The following is a 16,191-nucleotide window of genomic DNA, read 5'->3' on the forward strand; positions in this document are numbered from 1 at the left end:
CCCGCCCCGTCTAACGACCGCGTGCCCACCCCGGTCACGCCCGCGCCCGCCGCTCGGTACCGTGGCGGCGTGCCCCACCAAGCCTCAGCTCCTGAGCACCGCACCACGACGACGGAACGCGGCAGCTTCGCCCACGCCCACTGCACCTGCGGCTGGACCGGCCCCGCGCGCCGCTCCCGCGACAAGGCGAGGGGGGACGCGCAGCGGCACGAGTCGGCGGAGTAGGCCGGTCCGTTCGGAGCCGGAGGGGTCCACGGCGCGGCCCCCGCCCCGGCGCCACGAGAAGCGTCCTCGCGCGCGCGAGCGGAACGGCCCCCGCACGGGGAGCGGAACGGAGGTGCGCGAGCGGAACGGCCCCCTCACGGGGAGCGGAACCGGCCCCCACGCGGGGGCGGAACCGGGGAGGTTCGGAGCCGGACCGTCCGGGAAGACGTCCTCGCATGGACCGGCGTACCCTCCTCGCCGCCGGGGCCGCGGGGGCCGCCCTCGCCGCCGCGTCCGCCTGCACGCCCGGCGCCGCCCGCGGCGAGGCCTCCACCTCACCCCGGCCGCCCACGACCCCCGCGGCCCCCGCGTCCTCCGGCGCGACCCCGGCCGCCTGGACCGCCCTCGCACGCACGCTCGCCGGCTCGCTGGTGCGGCCCGGGGACGCCACGTACCCGACCGCCCGCCAGCTCTACAACACCCGCTTCGACGGCCTGCGTCCGGCCGCCGTCGCGTACGTGGCGAACGACGCCGACGTCCGGGAGTGCCTGGCCTTCGCCCGCGCCCACCGCACCCCCGTGGCCCTGCGCGGCGGCGGCCACTCCTACGCCGGGTGGTCCTCCGGCACCGGCCGCCTCGTGCTGGACACGTCGAGGCTGAACCACGTCCGGGCCGACGGCTCGACCGCCACGGTCGGCGCGGGCGCCCGGCTGCTCGACGTCTACCTGGCCCTCGGCAGGACGGGCCGGACGATCCCCGGCGGCTCCTGCCCCACCGTCGGCGTCACCGGGCTCACCCTCGGCGGCGGCCACGGCGTCGCCACGCGCGCGTACGGCGCGACCTGCGACAGCCTCACCTCCGCGACCCTGATCACCGCCGACGGCCGAGCGCTCACCGCAGACGCCGACCACGAGAGCGACCTCTACTGGGCGCTGCGCGGCGCGGGCAACGGCAACTTCGGCGTCGTCACCGGCCTCACCTTCCGTACGCACGAAGCCCCACGGACCGTCACCGCGTATCTGACCTGGCCCTGGACGAAGGCGCGGGCGGTGATCGAGGCCTGGCAGGAGTGGGGCCCCGGCCAGCCCGACGAGATCTGGTCCGCCGCCCATCTCGCCGCGGCGGCGGGCGGCGCGAAGGCCGGCGCGGCGCCCACGGTCACCGTCTCCGCGTTCTCGCTGGGTTCCCACGGCGATCTCCAGAACGCCGTGGACCGTCTCGCCGACCGCGTCGGCGCCCCCGCCGCCTCCGTCTCGCTGCGCCGCCACGGCTACACCGACGCGATGCTCGCGTACGCCGGCTGCGCCGCCCTCTCCGAGGCGCAGTGCCGACTGCCGGGCGCCACGCCGGGCCGCTCTCCGCGGGGCGCGCTCCAGCGCGAGACGTACGCCGCCCGCTCCGCCTTCTTCGACCGGTCACTCCCCGCCGACGGCGTACGGGCCCTGCTCGCCCGGACCGAGGCGTTCGGGAGCGTGGCGGTGGCACAGGGCGGCGGCTCGGGCACCGTGGCGCTCACGGCGCTCGGCGGGGCGCTGAACCGGGTCTCCCCGACGGCGACGGCGTTCGTGCACCGCCGCTCGCGGGTGCTCGCGCAGTACATCGCCTCCTGGCGGCCGGACGCCGCCGGAACACCCCAGCGGGCATGGCTGAATACCACCCATGACGCACTGAGCCGGTACGCCAACGGGGCCGCCTACCAGAACTACGCCGACCCGGAACTGAAGGACTGGCGCAGGGCGTACTACGGGGATGCCGCGCCCCGGCTGGCCGAGCTGAAGCGCCGGTACGACCCGACGCGCCTGTTCGACTTCCCGCAGGCGCTGTAGGCCCCACGGCCGCCGCCCGGCGGGACCGCCTGCGCCACCCGGTGAACCGGCTTACGCCGCCAGGTCGTTCTCCCCGGGCCCGGCTCCCGTCCCCGCCCCCGTCCGGGAGCCGCGCGGCTCCGGCAGGCCGGCGGCGAGCCGCAGCGAGGACTGGCCGGCGCGCCGCGACCGCACGAGCCGCCCGAGCCGGGGCGAGCGGGCCAGGGTCGAGAGGAGCGGGGTCAGCAGCATCAGCGCGAGCGGGGCGAGCAGCAGGGTGACGGCGGTGCCCAGGGCGAAGCCACCGACCACGTCCGTGGGGTAGTGCACGCCCATGTAGACCCGGCTGAAGCCTTCGGCGAGCGCGAGCCCGATGGCCATCAGCCCGAACCTGCGGTGCGCGACGAAGAGCCCGGCCCCGATCGCCATCGCCAGCGTGGCGTGGTCGCTCACGAACGAGTAGTCCGTCTTGCCGTCCACCAGGACGTCCAGCCCCTTGTGGGAGGCGAAGGGCCGTGGCCGTTCCACGAACCCCCTGATGGGAATGTTGACGAGCAGCGCGATTCCGGCGGCGAGCGGCGCCCAGACGAGGGCCGCGAGGGACGCGAGCGCGCTCTCCCGGTCCTCCGCGCGCCGCAGGCTCCACCAGCACCGGAGCACCACGAGGACGAGGGCGAGCAGGATGCCGTACTCCCCGACGAACTCCATCACGCGGTCGAACCACGTGGGTGCGGAGGCGGCGAGTCCGTTGATGTCGTAGAGCAGGCTGACGTCCAGGTTCGACCCGTCGAGCGCGAGTCCAGCCATGCCGAGGCCCCTTGCCTGTGCGAGTAGCTACCAACCCCCGTGGTCAGTACTGCTGCGGTCACTGTCCACTGAACGGCCTGAACGGCCCTCGCGTTCCACTCTCCACGGAATGATCACGACGACGTTACCGAAGAGAGACTCATCGTCGCAGCTCAGGGCCATGACTTGACGGAGAGTGCCGACGAGTTCCGGCCACTTCGCGTCTGTGGTCACGTACCCGGTTTGAAGGTCGGCAACGCGGCGGCGCCGTCCTTGGTCACCCGGGTGGCGCCGAAGTAGTCCGGCGCGTCGATCTTGTCGAAGCGGATGACGGCGCCGGTGTACGGGGCATTGATCATGTACCCGCCGCCGACGTACAGCCCGACGTGGTGGATGGCGCGGGAGTTGGTGAGGTCGTCCGAGAAGAAGACGAGGTCCCCGGGGAGCAGCTCGCCGCGGGAGGGGTGCGGCCCGGCGTTGTACTGGTCGTTGGCGACCCGGGGCAACTCGATCCCGACGCTGGCGTAGGCGGCCTGGGTAAGCCCCGAACAGTCGAACCGCCCCCCTTGGGCGGCGGTCCCCTCCCCACCCCAGAGGTAGGGGGTCCCGAGCTTCTGCTGCGCGTAGTAGATGGCCCCGGCGGCCTGCTGGGAGGGGGCTACGCGGGTGGTGGGGCGGGCGAAGCTTTTTTCGAGGGTGCGGATGATCTTCACGTAGTTCTGGGTCTCGGGGTACGGCGGTACCCCGCCGTACTTGATCACCGCATACGCACCCGCGTTGTAGGCGGCCAGCATGTTGCCGCCCTGATCCCCCGGCACGTTCTTGACGTACTTGGCGAGTTCGCAGTCGTACGAGGCGGCGGAGGGGATGGCGTCCTGCGGGTCCCAGACGTCGCGCTTGCCGTCCCCGTTGCCGTCGATGCCGTGGGACTCCCAGGTGCCGGGGATGAACTGGGCGATGCCCTGCGCCTTCGCGGGGCTGACGATCGTCGGGTTCCAGCCGCTCTCCTGGTAGAGCTGGGCCGCGAGGAGCGCCGGGTTCAGCGCGGGGCAGAGCGTGCCCCACTTCTGCACCAGCGGCTGGTACTTGGCCGGAACGGCTCCCTTCGCGAGCCCGACCGCGTTGCCCCCGCCGCCGAGGCCGCCGGCCAGCCCGGCCGCGGCCGAGTACGTACCGACGACGAGCAGCGCGAGGAAGCTCAGGCACAGCCCGACCCCGATCCCGCCTGCCACCCAGAATTTGCGCACCCGTCAACCCTCCCCCATCGCAGCCGGGTTCACCGCTACTTTCCCGCCAGCCGTGTCGGCCACGCGGCTCATTCCACGACGAAGCCCGCGCAGACGACGCTGCGGTAGTCCCTCGGCCCCTTCACGTGCTGGTAGACGACGGTCCATTCGGTCGACTTGTCCCGCTCGACCGGCAGGGCGGGCAGCACCTTGCCCTCGGAACGGAGGACGAAGTCATCGGGGTACGTCACGTACTTCCACGCGGTCTGGGCGCCCGCGTACAGGTCGGACACCTTGCTGACGAAGCCGAGCTGCCGGTTGGGTGTCCGGGACGTCGGGTTCCCGCCCGCGTCGACCTCGTGCGGCGGCTTCACGGTGACCGCGAGGTAGTACGGGGGCGCGCCCGGCTCCTCGTACTTGAGCCGGTATCCGATCTGCACCTTGCCGGGCGGCACCTCGTCCGTGGGGTAGCGCTCCCCGGGGGTCACGGCGAACTGGAACTGGGTGTCAACCTGTTCCTGCGCCGGCTGACGGCAGGTGTCCGACAGCCCCGAGTAGCCGTCGAGCGAGGGCGCGGTCTGCTCGATGTACTGCGGCGGGCCGAGCGGGGTCTTCTTCCCGGTGTCGGCCGGGGTCGCACTCCGCGAGGGGCCGGGCGACCCCGACGCCCTGGCCTTGGCCCCGTCCCCCTCCCCACCCGGCAACCCCTGGAACGCCACCGCCCCCACCACCCCCAGCACCGCCGCCACCGCGACCGTCACCAGCCAGGTGGTGCGGCGGGAGCGGGGCGGGACGGCGGGGCGGGTGGGGGTGTAGGGCGGGGCGGCGCGGTCCGGGGGGATCAGGCCCGCGGCCGTCGCCGTGGGGAGGTCGTGCGGGGCCGGTTCCGTCAGGCCCGCCGAGAGCGCCTGGTAGTACGGGTCCTCGACCAGCGCCGAGGTCACCCCGCACCGCACGATCACCTCCGCCGGGGTCGGCCGGTGCGCCGGGTCCTTGGCGGCGCAGGCCGTGATCAGCGCGGCCAGTCCCGGCTCGACCCCGGCCACGTCGATCGGCTCGTGGACGGCCCGGTACGACACCCCCTCCACCGACCCCGCCCCGAACGGCGCCCTCCCCGTAGCCACGAACGCCATCGTCGCCCCCAGCGCGAAGACGTCCGCCGCGTCGCCGACCTCGTTGCGCACCAGCACCTCGGGGGCCGTGTAGCCGGGCGTGCCGGGCGCCGCGCCCGTCCGGGTGAGGGCCGTGTCCGCCGCCGCCCGGGCGATGCCGAAGTCGATGAGCTGCGGGCCCTGCGGGGCCAGGATGACGTTCTGGGGCTTGAGGTCCCGGTGCGTCACCCCGTACGCGTGCACGCTCGCCAGCCCCTCCGCCAGCGCCGCGAACAGCCTGCGGCAGGTGTCTGGCGGGAACGGGCCCCGGTCGGCGACGGCCCGGCTCAGGGTCGGCCCGGAGACGTACTCCGTGGCGAGCCAGTACGGCGGCTCCGCCAGCGACGCGTCGATCAGGTTCGCGGTGTACGCGCTGCGCACCGCCCGTACCGTCTCCGCCTCCCGCCGGAAGCGGGCCAGCGCCTCGGGGTGGTCGGTGATCTCGTCCTTGATCACCTTGAGCGCGACGAGCCGCCCGCCGGGCGAGCGCCCGAGATAGACCATGCCCATCCCGCCCGCGCCCAGCCGGGCGAGCAGGGCGTACGTACCTATGTGTGCCGGATCCCGGGGCCTGAGCGCGTCCACCGCACGACTCTGTCATGCAACCGGCGTCCTCCTCACGCCCGTTGACCCAGTTGTGATCACTTACGACGGAGAGCGACCACTTGACGTGCGCATCCGCCCGTATCCCCGAGCTCGCGTGCCGCTCCGCATGGTTGCTAAGTTGCGTCGGCAAGTAAAGGAAAGCAAAAGGCATGGCAACGGGGGAACGGCCGCACATGGCACTCAGCGCACAGTGGGACGAGCTCTTCGCGGGAGCGCCGCCCAGGCCGGACGCCCGGCCCCCATCCACGACCGGCACGCGCCTCGCATCCGCCAACGGCAAAGACGGGGGCGGCGGCCGGTACTACGCGGCGGTGCTCGAACGATGAGGCCTCGCAGCGCCCTTTCTCCCGGCGTCACCGCTCTGCTCCCGGCGACCGCCGCGCTCGCCCTGCTCCCGCTGGCGGGATGCACCGCCATGAAGGACGACGACGGCCTCGACTACACCCCCCAGCAGATGGCGGTCAAGGACGCCAAGGACCTGGTCCGCCGGCAGTCGAGCGTCATCCTCGAGCTCTCGGGGCTGCGGTACGAGACGTCCAACGGCTCCCCGGACGTGAGCCCCTGCCCCAAGGTCGAGCACGGCTACCGCGTCAAGCACTTCTGGAAGGCGTACGGCCCGTCACGCGAGATTCTGACGGCCGCGCTCGAACGCCTGCACGAGGAGCTGCCCAAGCACGGCTGGAAGGTCTACCGCTTCGAGAAGGCCAACTCGAAGGCTCAGCAGACGCAGCTCGACGTCGAGGATCTGAAGCTGCATCACACGGCGACGATCGAGGAGGACTTCGCCTCGCGTGACCCGAAGGCGTCCACGTGGGAGAAGGCGGGCCGCGACGGCCTCTTCGTCGCCCTGGACTCACCGTGCTACGTGGACCCGGAGTACGAGACCGGCGAGCAGTAGGTCCGGGCGGCCACCCGAAGGCGCCGGCCACCCCGGGCGCCTTCCAGCCGTCCCCCGCCCCTCACCCCCGCACCCCCTCAGCACCCCTCTCCCTCAACCAGCCGGTACAGCGCCGCCGTCGTCTGCCCGAACACGATGCTGTACGAGACGTCCGGGTCGTCGCCGCCCTCCTCGTAGCCGCCTATGACCCCCACCACCGACCCGTCCACCGCCTCCCACGGGCTGCCGCTGGTGCCGCCGGAGTAGCCGGGGCACTCGATGCGCTGCTGCGTGTCGCCATAGCGCGTCGTGCGGTTCGTGCAGGTCAGGGGGGCGTCCGAATCGCTCGGGTAGCCGGTGACCGTCACCGTGGCGTCGGCGGGGGGCGCCGCCGACGCCGTCGTCGTCGCCAGCCGCGCCGCACCCACCGCGTCCTCCACCCGCGCCCCCGTCGCCGAGCCGGGACCCAGGACCGCGAAGGCCACGTCGTCGTCCTCGCTGCCGTCCTCCTGCCAGGCGTCGTCGGCGTAGGTCTCCTTGACCGGCCAGGTGCCGTACGGCGCCCGGCCGTCCCGGTAGCCCGGCACGAAGACCGCGTCGTCCTGGTCGTCCAGACAGTGCGCCGCCGTGACGATCAGGTTCCGGTCCGCGCTGTGCACCACGGACGCCGTGCAGAAGTGGTCGCCGTCCAGTCCGCCGTCGAACAGCGCGCCCACGCGCGCGTAGGCGGCCGTGGCCGGTGCCTCGACGGTCCGGCCGCCCGGCCCGGGGTCCCGGTCCCCGTACCCGGGGATCACCAGGAGCACGGCCACCGCCGACAGCGCACGCAGCTGGGAGACGTGTCTCATGAACCGGACAGTGCCCCTCCGACCTGAGAACAGCCCTGGAACTTTTCTGAGAAGAGTCTGTGAAGTGAGCCGGCGAGGAGTTCGCGGGGGCGCGCTCGCGAGCACCCTGGGAGGGGGCCGGACGCGCCCGCGCGAGTTCCGCTTGAGCCAACGGGCCTAGAGTGCCCCAACGACAGTCATTGCCCGGAGTCACTGTGCGTGATACACAGAGTGACCATACGCGAATCCGTGGAGAACCGGTCCACCGCAGGTCAGGGCGGTGCGACCGGCACAGCTGTGCGGTTTCGGGAAAAGAGAGCCGCCAAGTCGACATACCCGGGCGGTTTCATCAGCGAAGATAGAGCCTGACCCATGCCATGGGGCAGGGGCATCGAACTACCCGACAGGGGCGGTGAGTTACGTGTACCTGGCAGCAGAAAAGGGCGACATCACCACGATCATCGGCGGGATCGCGCCCAACTGGGGGCCGTTCGGAAGCCTGGGCAACGAGGCCCGGGTGATGGTCGAAGTCGTGATGGCCGTGGCCATCCTCCTGTGCCTCGGCATCGCCGTCTGGGGCGCGGCCAAACAGAGGATCGGTGCGACCGCGCTGCGCGACACGTTCAGCGCGGAGCAGGGCAAGGGCCTGATCGTGGCCGGACTGACCGGAGTCTTCATCATCGGCTCGCTCGGCACGCTGTTCACCATCGTGTACGGGATGGCCGTCTGACCCGACCTGTCCTGACCTGTCCTGACCTGCCCTCAGGCCAGGTGTCCCCTGGCCACCTTCGTCCCCACGGGCTCGCCCAGGCCCACCCACACCATCCGTCCGTCGTGCCCACCGGCTGAGGTTGCGTCTCCCTGATGTCGAGTCACCACACCGCGCCCGCGCGGGAACCAGCACGGCTACCGTCGTACTGCACGACGGACCAGCGAAGGGTTGAGGGGGCGTACGCGGCATGAGTCTCGGCGACGAGCACGACTCCAGGCGCACGGAGGACGCGTACAGCACCGTCGGCGGTACGCGCCAGACGCGCACCCGGCTGCCGGAGGGCGAGGGCGCCGATGTGTACGGCGGCGCCCGCCGCCCCGTCCGCGCCTCCCGCTCCCTGATCATGGTCGTGGGCGTGGTGGCCCTCCTGGTCGCCGCGATCGCCTTCGCCAACCGGGGCGACAGCGGCGGCGGCACCGCGTCGGACGACCCCAAGCAGTCGGGGTCGAGGCCGACGGCGGCGAGCGGGGTGAAGCCGGTCGAGGGCAAGAACGGCGGCATCGCCTCGGGCTTCGCCCAGACGGAACAGGGGGCGCAGTCGGCGGCGGCGAACTACGCGGTGGCGCTGGGCTCCGACGGCATGTTCAACACGTCGCGCCGGCACGACATCGTTCAGTCCCTGGCGGACGCCTCCACCAAGGACAGGCTCCAGTCCGGTTTCGACAGCAACTACTCGCCGGGCCTCAACCAGCAGATCGGCCTCACGGCGGACGGCGCCGCGCCCGCGGGGACGACCTTCGTCAACCGGACGGTCCCGGCGGGCACCAAGGTGCAGAGCTATTCGCCGCAGGCCACGAGCGTCGACGTGTGGTGCATCGGACTGTTCGGCCTCACCGGCGAGAAGTCCACCAAGCCGGTGACCAGCACGTGGTTCACGATGACGCTGAAGCTGGCCTGGAACGGGTCGGACTGGAAGGTCCTGGAGACCGCTCAGAAGAAGGGCCCGACACCGGTCACCGGCGACAACACCGTGTCCGGCTCCGAGGAGATCGCGAACGCGGTCAAGGAATTCGGAGGGTTCACTTATGCCCGGTAGCCCTCACAGCCGTGCCCGCTCGGTCGTCGCGGCGGTGACCGTACTGCACACAGCCGTCCTCGTCTTCGCCGCCCGTGCGACGGCCGCCCCGACCCCGACGCCGGCCCCGTCGGGCGGCTCCGCTTCCCCGGCCCCGGACAAGACCGGCAACCCCTGCTCGCTGATCTCCGGGCCGGCCCGCGACTACTGCGACAGCGGTTCCTCGGGCGCACCCCAGAGGGGCGGCGGCAGCGTCGCCCCCGGCGACCCCGCCGACCCCCTCACCTCCCTCGCCAAGGGCTGCGCCGACGCCGCGGTCTGGGTCGTCGACACGCTCTCCAAGTTCGTGAAGACCGCCGCCAAGGTGGACTTCACCGACCCCGCCTTCCTCGGCCGCTACGCCGTCGTCTTCGCCGCCGCCACCATCCTCACCCTCGTCCTGTGGCTGCTCGCCGTCACCAAGCGGGCGATCCGCGGGGTGCCGCTGACCACGGCGATCTCCGAGGCCGTCGGGTTCCTCTGGCTGACCGTGCTGGCGTCCGCCTTCACCCCGCTGATCCTCTACACCGTCGTCAACGCAACCGACGCCGTCACCGACGTCATCGCCGCCGGCACCGGCGACCAGACCGACGTCTTCTTCGGGTCTTTCTCGGCCGCGCTGAAGAAGGGGACGGACATCGGCGGCGGACCGATCATGCTGATCGTCGTCTCGCTGGTCACCATCCTCGCCGCCGGCATCCTCTTCCTGGAGCTCTACATCCGCGCCCTCCTGCTGTACGTGGGAGCGCTGCTCGGCGTCGTCGTGTACTCGGGACTCGTCGACAAGAACATGTGGGGCCACGTCCGCCGCTGGGCCGGGATCATGATCGCGGTCATCCTGGTGAAACCCATCATCGTGATCGTCCTGAGCCTCGCGGGCGCTCTGTCGGCGGGGAAGGGGCCCGACTCCTTCCAGGCCGTCGTCTCCGGCCTCGCCATCATCCTGCTGGCCATCTTCGCCTCCGGGATGATCTACCGCTTCGTACCGGGCTTCGGCGACGAAATCGCCGCCGCCCGCACCAACCGCAAGCAGGCCACCAACGGCGCTCAGGCCGCCGCCGTGATCTCCTCCCCGGCCGCCCTCGTCTCCCAGGGCATCAAGACCCACAGCAGCCGTGGCAACCAGGGGGGCGGCGGCGCCCAGGCCCGGCCCGCCAACCCGATGTCCGGAGGCGTGGCCGCCCACAGCAGCCGGGGCTCCGGCGGCGGTGGCGGCGGCGGACCCGTCCCCTCCGCCGCACCCCCGCCCCGTAGCGGCACCGGACCCACCAGCGGCACCCCGCACAGCAGCCGCAACACCGGCACCAAAGGCAACAACAGCACAGGAGGTGGAGGGCGTTGACGACCCAGTCCCAACCGGTCTCGCCCCGCCGCACGTATCTGATCGGCCGGGCCAGGCCGTCGGCCATCGTCGGCAAGAACCGCGAGACCGGCGAGATCGCGCTGATCATCGGCGGCGCGTTCCTCGGCATGATGTGCGGACTGCTGGTCCCCGTCCTGTCCCTGCGGATCCTGCTCCTCATGGGCTTCCCCATGCTGGCGCTCGCCGCGGTGTACCTCCCGTACAAACACCGCACCTTCTACAAATGGTTCGAGATCAACCGCAGCTACAAGCGCTCCCTGCGGCGCGGCACCACCTACCGCTCCAGTGCCATGGAGGCGGGCGTGCGCGGCGACGGACGCGAGGTCGAGGTCGGGCCGCCGCCCGGCATCGGCCGGATCAACTGGCTCGCCGCGCCCTTCGGCCCGGACGAGATCGCCGTCCTGCTGCACGCCGACCGCCGGACCGTCACCGCCGCCATCGAGATCGAGGGCCCGGGCGTCGGCCTGCGTGACTCCGAGGACCAGGAGGCCCTGGTCGACCGGTTCGGCACCCTGCTCAAGCACGTGGCCAACGGCGACGGGTTCGTCACCCGCCTCCAGATGCTCGCCCGCACCCTGCCCGCCGACCCGGACGCGCACGCCAAGGACGTCGCCCAGCGCGGCGACCACAACGCCCCCGAGTGGCTCCAGGAGTCCTACCAGCAGCTCCAGTCCATGGTGTCGACCTCCAGCGAGCAGCACCGCGCCTACCTCGTCGCCTGTATGCAGTACTCGCGCGAGCTCGCCGCCGAGGCGAACGCCATGGCCCGCGCCGCCCGCCCCCAGTCCGGCCGCAAGCTCGACCGGGACGCGGGGCTCGCCGTCGTCATGGCCCGCGAACTCACCGACATCTGCGCCCGGCTCGCCGAGGCCGACATCCGGGTCCGCCAGCCCCTCGGACAGGGCCGGCTCGCCTCGCTCGTGCACTCCATGTACGACCCCGACCACCCCATCGACCACATCCAGGCCATGACCAAGCGCAACGCCTGGCCCGCCGAGCTGGACGCGGTCGAGCCCACCTACCTCCAGGCCAAGACCCGCGAGTCCTCCACGCGCGCGCCCTGGTGCCACGCCACGGCGTGGGTGAAGGAGTGGCCGATGACCCCCGTGGGCGTCAACTTCCTCGCCCCCCTGCTCGTCCACACCCCGGACGTGATCCGTACGGTCGCGGTCTGCATGGACCTCGAACCCACCGAGGTCGCCATCGAGCGCATGCTCACCGAGAAGACCAACGACGAGGCGGAGGCCTCGCGCGCGGCGAAGATGAACCGCACCGTCGACCCGCGCGACATCGCCGCCCACGGCCGCCTCGACCAACGGGGTGAAGATCTCGCCAGCGGCGCGGCAGGTGTCAACCTCGTCGGGTACATCACGGTGTCGGCGCGCTCCCCCGAGGCCCTGGCGAGGGACAAGCGCACCATCCGCGCATCGGCCGGCAAGTCGTACCTGAAACTGGAGTGGTGCGACCGCGAGCACCACCGGGCCTTCGTCAACACCTTGCCGTTCGCGACCGGCATCCGCCGCTAGCCGAGAGCTGATAGGGGCCCTGCTCATGCGAGATCCGCTCTCCGCGCTCACCAACGCCTTCACCTCCTTCCTCTTCGGCAAGGTCGAGACCACCCGGCTGCCCGTGCGCACCTCCACGGGCCAGGCACAGGCCGTCTATCTCCCGACGGCCGCGCCGGGCCTGGGCGACTCCGGCGTGATCATCGGCCGGGAGGTCTACAGCGGCAAGGGGTACATCTACGACCCCTTCCAGCTGTACGGCCAGCAGCTGCCCGCGCCGCACTGGCTGGTCCTCGGCGAGTCCGGCAACGGCAAGTCGGCGCTGGAGAAGACCTATGTGCTGCGCCAGTTGCGCTTCCGCGACCGACAGGTCGTCGTCCTCGACGCCCAGGGCGAGGACGGCGTCGGCGAATGGAACCTCATCGCGCGCGAGCTGGGGATAACCCCCATCCGGCTCGACCCCATGACCGCCCTCGACGGCGGCATCCGGCTCAACCCGCTGGACCCGGCGATCACCACCACGGGCCAGCTGGCGCTGCTGCGCACCATCATCGAGGTCGCGATGGGGCACGGCCTGGACGAGCGCTCGGGCTTCGCCCTGAAGGTCGCGCACGCCTACGTCAACGAGACGATCACCGACCGCCAGCCGGTCCTGACCGACATCGTGGAGCAGCTGCGCCACCCGGAGGCCGCCTCGGCGGTCGCCATGAACGTCGACATAGACGACGTCCGGGCCTGGGGCCTGGACGTGGCGCTCGTCCTGGACCGGCTGGTCGACGGCGACCTGCGGGGCATGTTCGACGGGCCGACCTCGGTCGGCATCGACCTGGACGCCCCGCTGATCGTCTTCGACCTCTCGCACATCGACCGCAACTCGATCGCGATGCCGATCCTGATGGCCATCGTCGGCGTCTGGCTGGAGCACACCTGGATCCGGCCCGACCGCAAGAAGCGCATCTTCCTGGTGGAAGAGGCCTGGCACATCATCAACTCGCCCTTCGTGGCGCAGCTCTTCCAGAGGCTGCTCAAGTTCGGCCGGCGGCTCGGCCTGTCCTTCGTGGCCGTGGTGCACCACCTGTCGGACGTCGTGGACGGGGCGGCGGCCCGGGAGGCGGCGGCGATCCTCAAAATGGCGTCGACCAGGACGATCTACGCCCAGAAGGCGGACGAGGCCAGGGCGACGGGCCGGGTCCTCGGCCTGCCCCGCTGGGCGGTCGAGATCATCCCGACGCTCACGCCCGGAATCGCCGTCTGGGACGTCAACGGCAATGTCCAGGTGGTCAAACACCTGATCACCGAGCGGGAACGGCCCCTGGTCTTCACCGACCGGGCCATGACGGAGTCGGCGGCGACCGACGATGTGCTCGCGCACGAACTGGAGAGCCGTCTGGAATCGGAGAGCGAACGCAGGGCGGCGATGATGGAACAGCAAATGTCAGGCACCTCCTCCCCCGAGTCGACCGTGGCCTGACGGTCAGCGGGCCCCTCCCCCGAGGGGCCTGCCCGATCAACGGCCGCCCGCAGCACAGAAGTTCCCCGACACGCGCAAGTCGGGCCGACACGCCGGAGGTTGCCTGCAATGCCGGAGTCCCGCTCCCGCGGCGAGGAGCGCGGCATCCCCGACTCCCTGCTGGTCGGGCTGCTCGCGTTCCTGCTCGGCCTGACGGTCCTGGTCTGGACGGCGACCGGCCTGGCCGGCCTGTTCAGCCACGGCGCCTGGCCGGACGCAGTGACGTTCACCCGCACCCCGCTCGCCCTGCGCCAACTGGTCCAGGCCCCCCACGACCTCCCGGCGGCCTGGCCGGACACCCCCGCCGCCCAGCTCTCCGGCTACGGCCTCTTCTGGGGCCTGCTCATCAGCGAATTGCTCATCCTGCTGGTGCTCTTCATCTTCGCCCTCGGCACCTGGTCACGCTGGAAAGCGGTCCGCGCGAGAGCCAAGGCGGTGGCCGCCGCACCGGAAGCGACCGCCGAGCCGGACGCGGGCAGACAGCCCGGCGCTGAAACACCGCCCACGCGCTCCGTCCAGCCCCCGGGCAAGGCAGGGCCGCCGCCGACGCGGGAGGCAGCCACGCACGCGTGGAGCACGGCTGCGGCCACGGACGCGGGTACGGGGGCGGGCACCGGTACGGCAATGGGTGCGGGTACGGGTACGGGTACGGGTACAGCTCGTACCGTACGTACGGAAGAGGGCGCCGGGATCGAAGCCGTCCCCGGTGTCGCCGCCACCCTGACCCCCGGCCTCGCCCCTACGCCCACCACCACGGCCTGGGCGGCCGACGACCCGGGATCGGGACGCCTTCCCGCGCCCCGCGCGGCGCGCCCGCCCCGGGTGGTCTACGGCGGCCCCGACATCCGCCGCCCCACGGCCGTCCAGGCCATCCGGGACGCCGAGGGCGCGGCACTCGTCATCACCTCCGACCCCAGCCTCTGGGCGGAGACGAAGGACGCGCGCGCGAAGCTGGGCCCTGTGCACGTGTACGACCCGGGGCACCTCTGCGACACCCCGGCCCGGCTGCACTGGTCGCCGACGAGCGGCTGCGAGGACGCGGAAGTGGCGGCATCGCGCGCGACCGCGCTGCTCGCACCCGTACGCCCGCAGGCCCGGATCGACGCCGCCATGGCCGACACCGCGGAGACCCTGCTGCGGTGCTGGCTGCACGCGGCGGCGCTGGACAGCCGGGACGGCAAGGCGGTCAAACAGATGCACCGCTGGGCCCAGGGCGCGGGTGCCCACGAGGCCGTACGCATACTCCGCACCCACCCCAAGGCGATGAGCGGCGCGGCGGGCCTGCTGGAGTCGGCGCTGACCGCACACCCCCAACGGCGGGAGATCGCGCAGGAGCTGACGGCGCGTGCGCTGGCCGCGCTCTCCTCGATCCACATCCGCGAGGCCTGCACACCGAATCGAGCGGATTCGCTCGCGTTGGAATCATTCGCCGCGGAAGGGGGCACTCTTTACGTGGTGGGTGAAGCCATCGAGGACCCGCGGTCCCGCCCGGCCGCGATGCCCCTGCTGACAGCCCTCGCCTCAGACGTGGTCGAGCACGGCCGCCGCATGGCCGAACGGTCATCCGACGGTCGGCTCGACCCACCAATGTCGCTGGTCCTGGACGACGTGGCGGCGGTCGCCCCGCTGCCCCGACTGCCCGAGCTCCTGTCGGCCGGCCAGGACCTGGGCCTGCCGACCCTGGCCCTGCTCCGCTCGGTGGAACAGGCCCGGGCCCGCTGGACGGAAACACTGACGCCCTAGCCTCGCGGCCCCCGGCCGGCGGTTGGCCCTACGGACGCGCGAACTCCATCTCGGCCTCGTACGCGGCGGCCGGCTGACCGACCGGCGCGGGAACGGTCTTCCCCGTCCGTGCGAACCCGAACTTCCGGTAGAAGCGCTCGGCCCGCTCGTTCTGGTTGTGCACATAGAGCCGTACGCGCTCCAGGCGCGGCTGCTCCAGGGACCAGGCCCATTCCACCGCGGCCTCGAAGAGCCTCTCGGTGAGCCCGATGCCCCGGAACTCGGGGCGTACGAAGACGCCGACGAGATGCCCCTGGGCGGCTTCGATCTCCACCCCGAAGAAGTCCGTGTTCCCGGCCTGCTCGACCAGGACGACGACGGATCCGGCCCAGCTGCCGTCCGGGCCCTCGGCCACGAACTGCCGGCCGCCGGGAGCGTCGCCGGACACGCCGGCCGTCCGCTCCTTCCAGAAGGAGTCGGGCCGGGCGGCGGCCTCTTCGGCGGTCTCGAGGAAGGCTACGGGGGCGGCTGGGTCGGCGAGCCCGGCCATACGGAGGTCCTTGGCCTTGCGCCATTCATCGGCCCGTACCGGTCGTATCACGTGATCCATGACGTGATCCTGCCATGAAACGCAGAAAAGCCCCGCACCATTAATCCTTACGGATCATGGTGCGGGGCTTCCCGCAATGATTGTTCGGCGGCGTCCTACTCTCCCACAGGGTCCCCCCTGCAGTACCATCGGCGCTGAAAGGCTTAGCTTCCGGGTTCGGAATGTAACCGGGC

At 72.0% G+C, this 16,191-nt stretch carries 15 protein-coding genes and 1 rRNA gene; 10 read left to right on the forward strand and 6 right to left on the reverse strand.

The annotated features are described in order from the left end of the window. Positions 1-69 precede the first annotated feature (69 nt). The gene (locus tag ACZ5ID_RS27180) at positions 70-225 is read left to right on the forward strand and encodes a hypothetical protein (RefSeq protein ID WP_468902944.1); all 156 of its coding nucleotides are present in this window, start codon (positions 70-72) and stop codon (positions 223-225) included. A 215-nt stretch (positions 226-440) separates the two neighbouring features. Continuing rightward, the gene (locus ACZ5ID_RS27185; RefSeq protein WP_468902946.1) at positions 441-2,030 is read left to right on the forward strand and encodes an FAD-binding oxidoreductase; all 1,590 of its coding nucleotides are present in this window, start codon (positions 441-443) and stop codon (positions 2,028-2,030) included. 51 nt (positions 2,031-2,081) lie between these two features. On the opposite strand, the gene ACZ5ID_RS27190 is transcribed toward ACZ5ID_RS27185, so the two are convergent. The 3 genes from ACZ5ID_RS27190 to ACZ5ID_RS27200 form a co-directional block, all read right to left on the reverse strand. Further along, positions 2,082-2,816, reverse strand: a complete 735-nt coding sequence (locus tag ACZ5ID_RS27190; protein WP_468902948.1) for a phosphatase PAP2 family protein — start codon at positions 2,814-2,816, stop codon at positions 2,082-2,084. 209 nt (positions 2,817-3,025) lie between these two features. Continuing rightward, a complete protein-coding gene (locus ACZ5ID_RS27195; protein ID WP_468902951.1) occupies positions 3,026-4,042 on the reverse strand; it encodes a C40 family peptidase in 1,017 nt (338 codons plus the stop codon). A 68-nt stretch (positions 4,043-4,110) separates the two neighbouring features. Further along, positions 4,111-5,757 (reverse strand): serine/threonine-protein kinase, encoded by a 1,647-nt coding sequence (locus tag ACZ5ID_RS27200; protein ID WP_468902954.1) that lies wholly within the window; start codon positions 5,755-5,757, stop codon positions 4,111-4,113. A 194-nt stretch (positions 5,758-5,951) separates the two neighbouring features. Here ACZ5ID_RS27200 and ACZ5ID_RS27205 point away from each other — a divergent pair, with 194 nt between their 5' ends. Together ACZ5ID_RS27205 and ACZ5ID_RS27210 are read left to right on the forward strand one after the other, a co-directional pair. Further along, positions 5,952-6,104: a hypothetical protein gene (locus ACZ5ID_RS27205; protein ID WP_468902956.1), complete on the forward strand. Its 153-nt coding sequence runs from the start codon at positions 5,952-5,954 to the stop codon at positions 6,102-6,104. Next, positions 6,101-6,676, forward strand: coding sequence for a hypothetical protein (locus ACZ5ID_RS27210; RefSeq protein ID WP_468902958.1), 576 nt, complete (start codon positions 6,101-6,103; stop codon positions 6,674-6,676). The genes ACZ5ID_RS27205 and ACZ5ID_RS27210 overlap by 4 nt, the downstream gene beginning before the upstream one ends. Positions 6,677-6,753: 77 nt before the next feature. Here the strand turns inward: ACZ5ID_RS27210 and ACZ5ID_RS27215 are convergent, their stop codons facing one another. Beyond that, positions 6,754-7,503 carry a trypsin-like serine peptidase gene (locus ACZ5ID_RS27215; RefSeq protein WP_468902960.1) on the reverse strand — a complete coding sequence of 250 codons (750 nt, stop codon included), beginning with the start codon at positions 7,501-7,503 and terminating at the stop codon, positions 6,754-6,756. A gap of 400 nt (positions 7,504-7,903) precedes the next feature. Between ACZ5ID_RS27215 and ACZ5ID_RS27220 the strand changes: the two genes are divergently transcribed. The 6 genes from ACZ5ID_RS27220 to ACZ5ID_RS27245 all read left to right on the forward strand — a co-directional run bounded on the left by ACZ5ID_RS27220 (position 7,904) and on the right by ACZ5ID_RS27245 (position 15,429). Next, entirely contained in the window at positions 7,904-8,212 is a 309-nt protein-coding gene (locus ACZ5ID_RS27220) for a hypothetical protein (RefSeq protein ID WP_101389324.1), read from the forward strand. 229 nt (positions 8,213-8,441) lie between these two features. Further along, on the forward strand, positions 8,442-9,290 hold the full coding sequence (locus ACZ5ID_RS27225; RefSeq protein ID WP_468902962.1) for a DUF8175 domain-containg protein: 849 nt from the start codon (positions 8,442-8,444) through the stop codon (positions 9,288-9,290). Next, entirely contained in the window at positions 9,280-10,650 is a 1,371-nt protein-coding gene (locus ACZ5ID_RS27230; protein ID WP_468902964.1) for a hypothetical protein, read from the forward strand. The genes ACZ5ID_RS27225 and ACZ5ID_RS27230 overlap by 11 nt, the downstream gene beginning before the upstream one ends. After that, positions 10,647-12,197 (forward strand): SCO6880 family protein, encoded by a 1,551-nt coding sequence (locus ACZ5ID_RS27235; protein WP_406556217.1) that lies wholly within the window; start codon positions 10,647-10,649, stop codon positions 12,195-12,197. The genes ACZ5ID_RS27230 and ACZ5ID_RS27235 overlap by 4 nt, the downstream gene beginning before the upstream one ends. A 25-nt stretch (positions 12,198-12,222) precedes the next feature. Next, positions 12,223-13,647 (forward strand): ATP-binding protein, encoded by a 1,425-nt coding sequence (locus ACZ5ID_RS27240; protein ID WP_406556216.1) that lies wholly within the window; start codon positions 12,223-12,225, stop codon positions 13,645-13,647. 108 nt (positions 13,648-13,755) lie between these two features. After that, positions 13,756-15,429, forward strand: coding sequence for a P-loop NTPase family protein (locus ACZ5ID_RS27245; protein WP_468902967.1), 1,674 nt, complete (start codon positions 13,756-13,758; stop codon positions 15,427-15,429). Between the two features lie 28 nt (positions 15,430-15,457). On the opposite strand, the gene ACZ5ID_RS27250 is transcribed toward ACZ5ID_RS27245, so the two are convergent. Both ACZ5ID_RS27250 and rrf read right to left on the reverse strand, forming a co-directional pair. Then, positions 15,458-16,018 carry a GNAT family N-acetyltransferase gene (locus tag ACZ5ID_RS27250; RefSeq protein WP_468902969.1) on the reverse strand — a complete coding sequence of 187 codons (561 nt, stop codon included), beginning with the start codon at positions 16,016-16,018 and terminating at the stop codon, positions 15,458-15,460. Between the two features lie 82 nt (positions 16,019-16,100). After that, positions 16,101-16,191: ribosomal RNA gene (gene rrf, locus ACZ5ID_RS27255) — 5S ribosomal RNA — on the reverse strand; the annotation flags it as partial.

This window comes from Streptomyces sp. NPDC031670, from assembly GCF_055580545.1.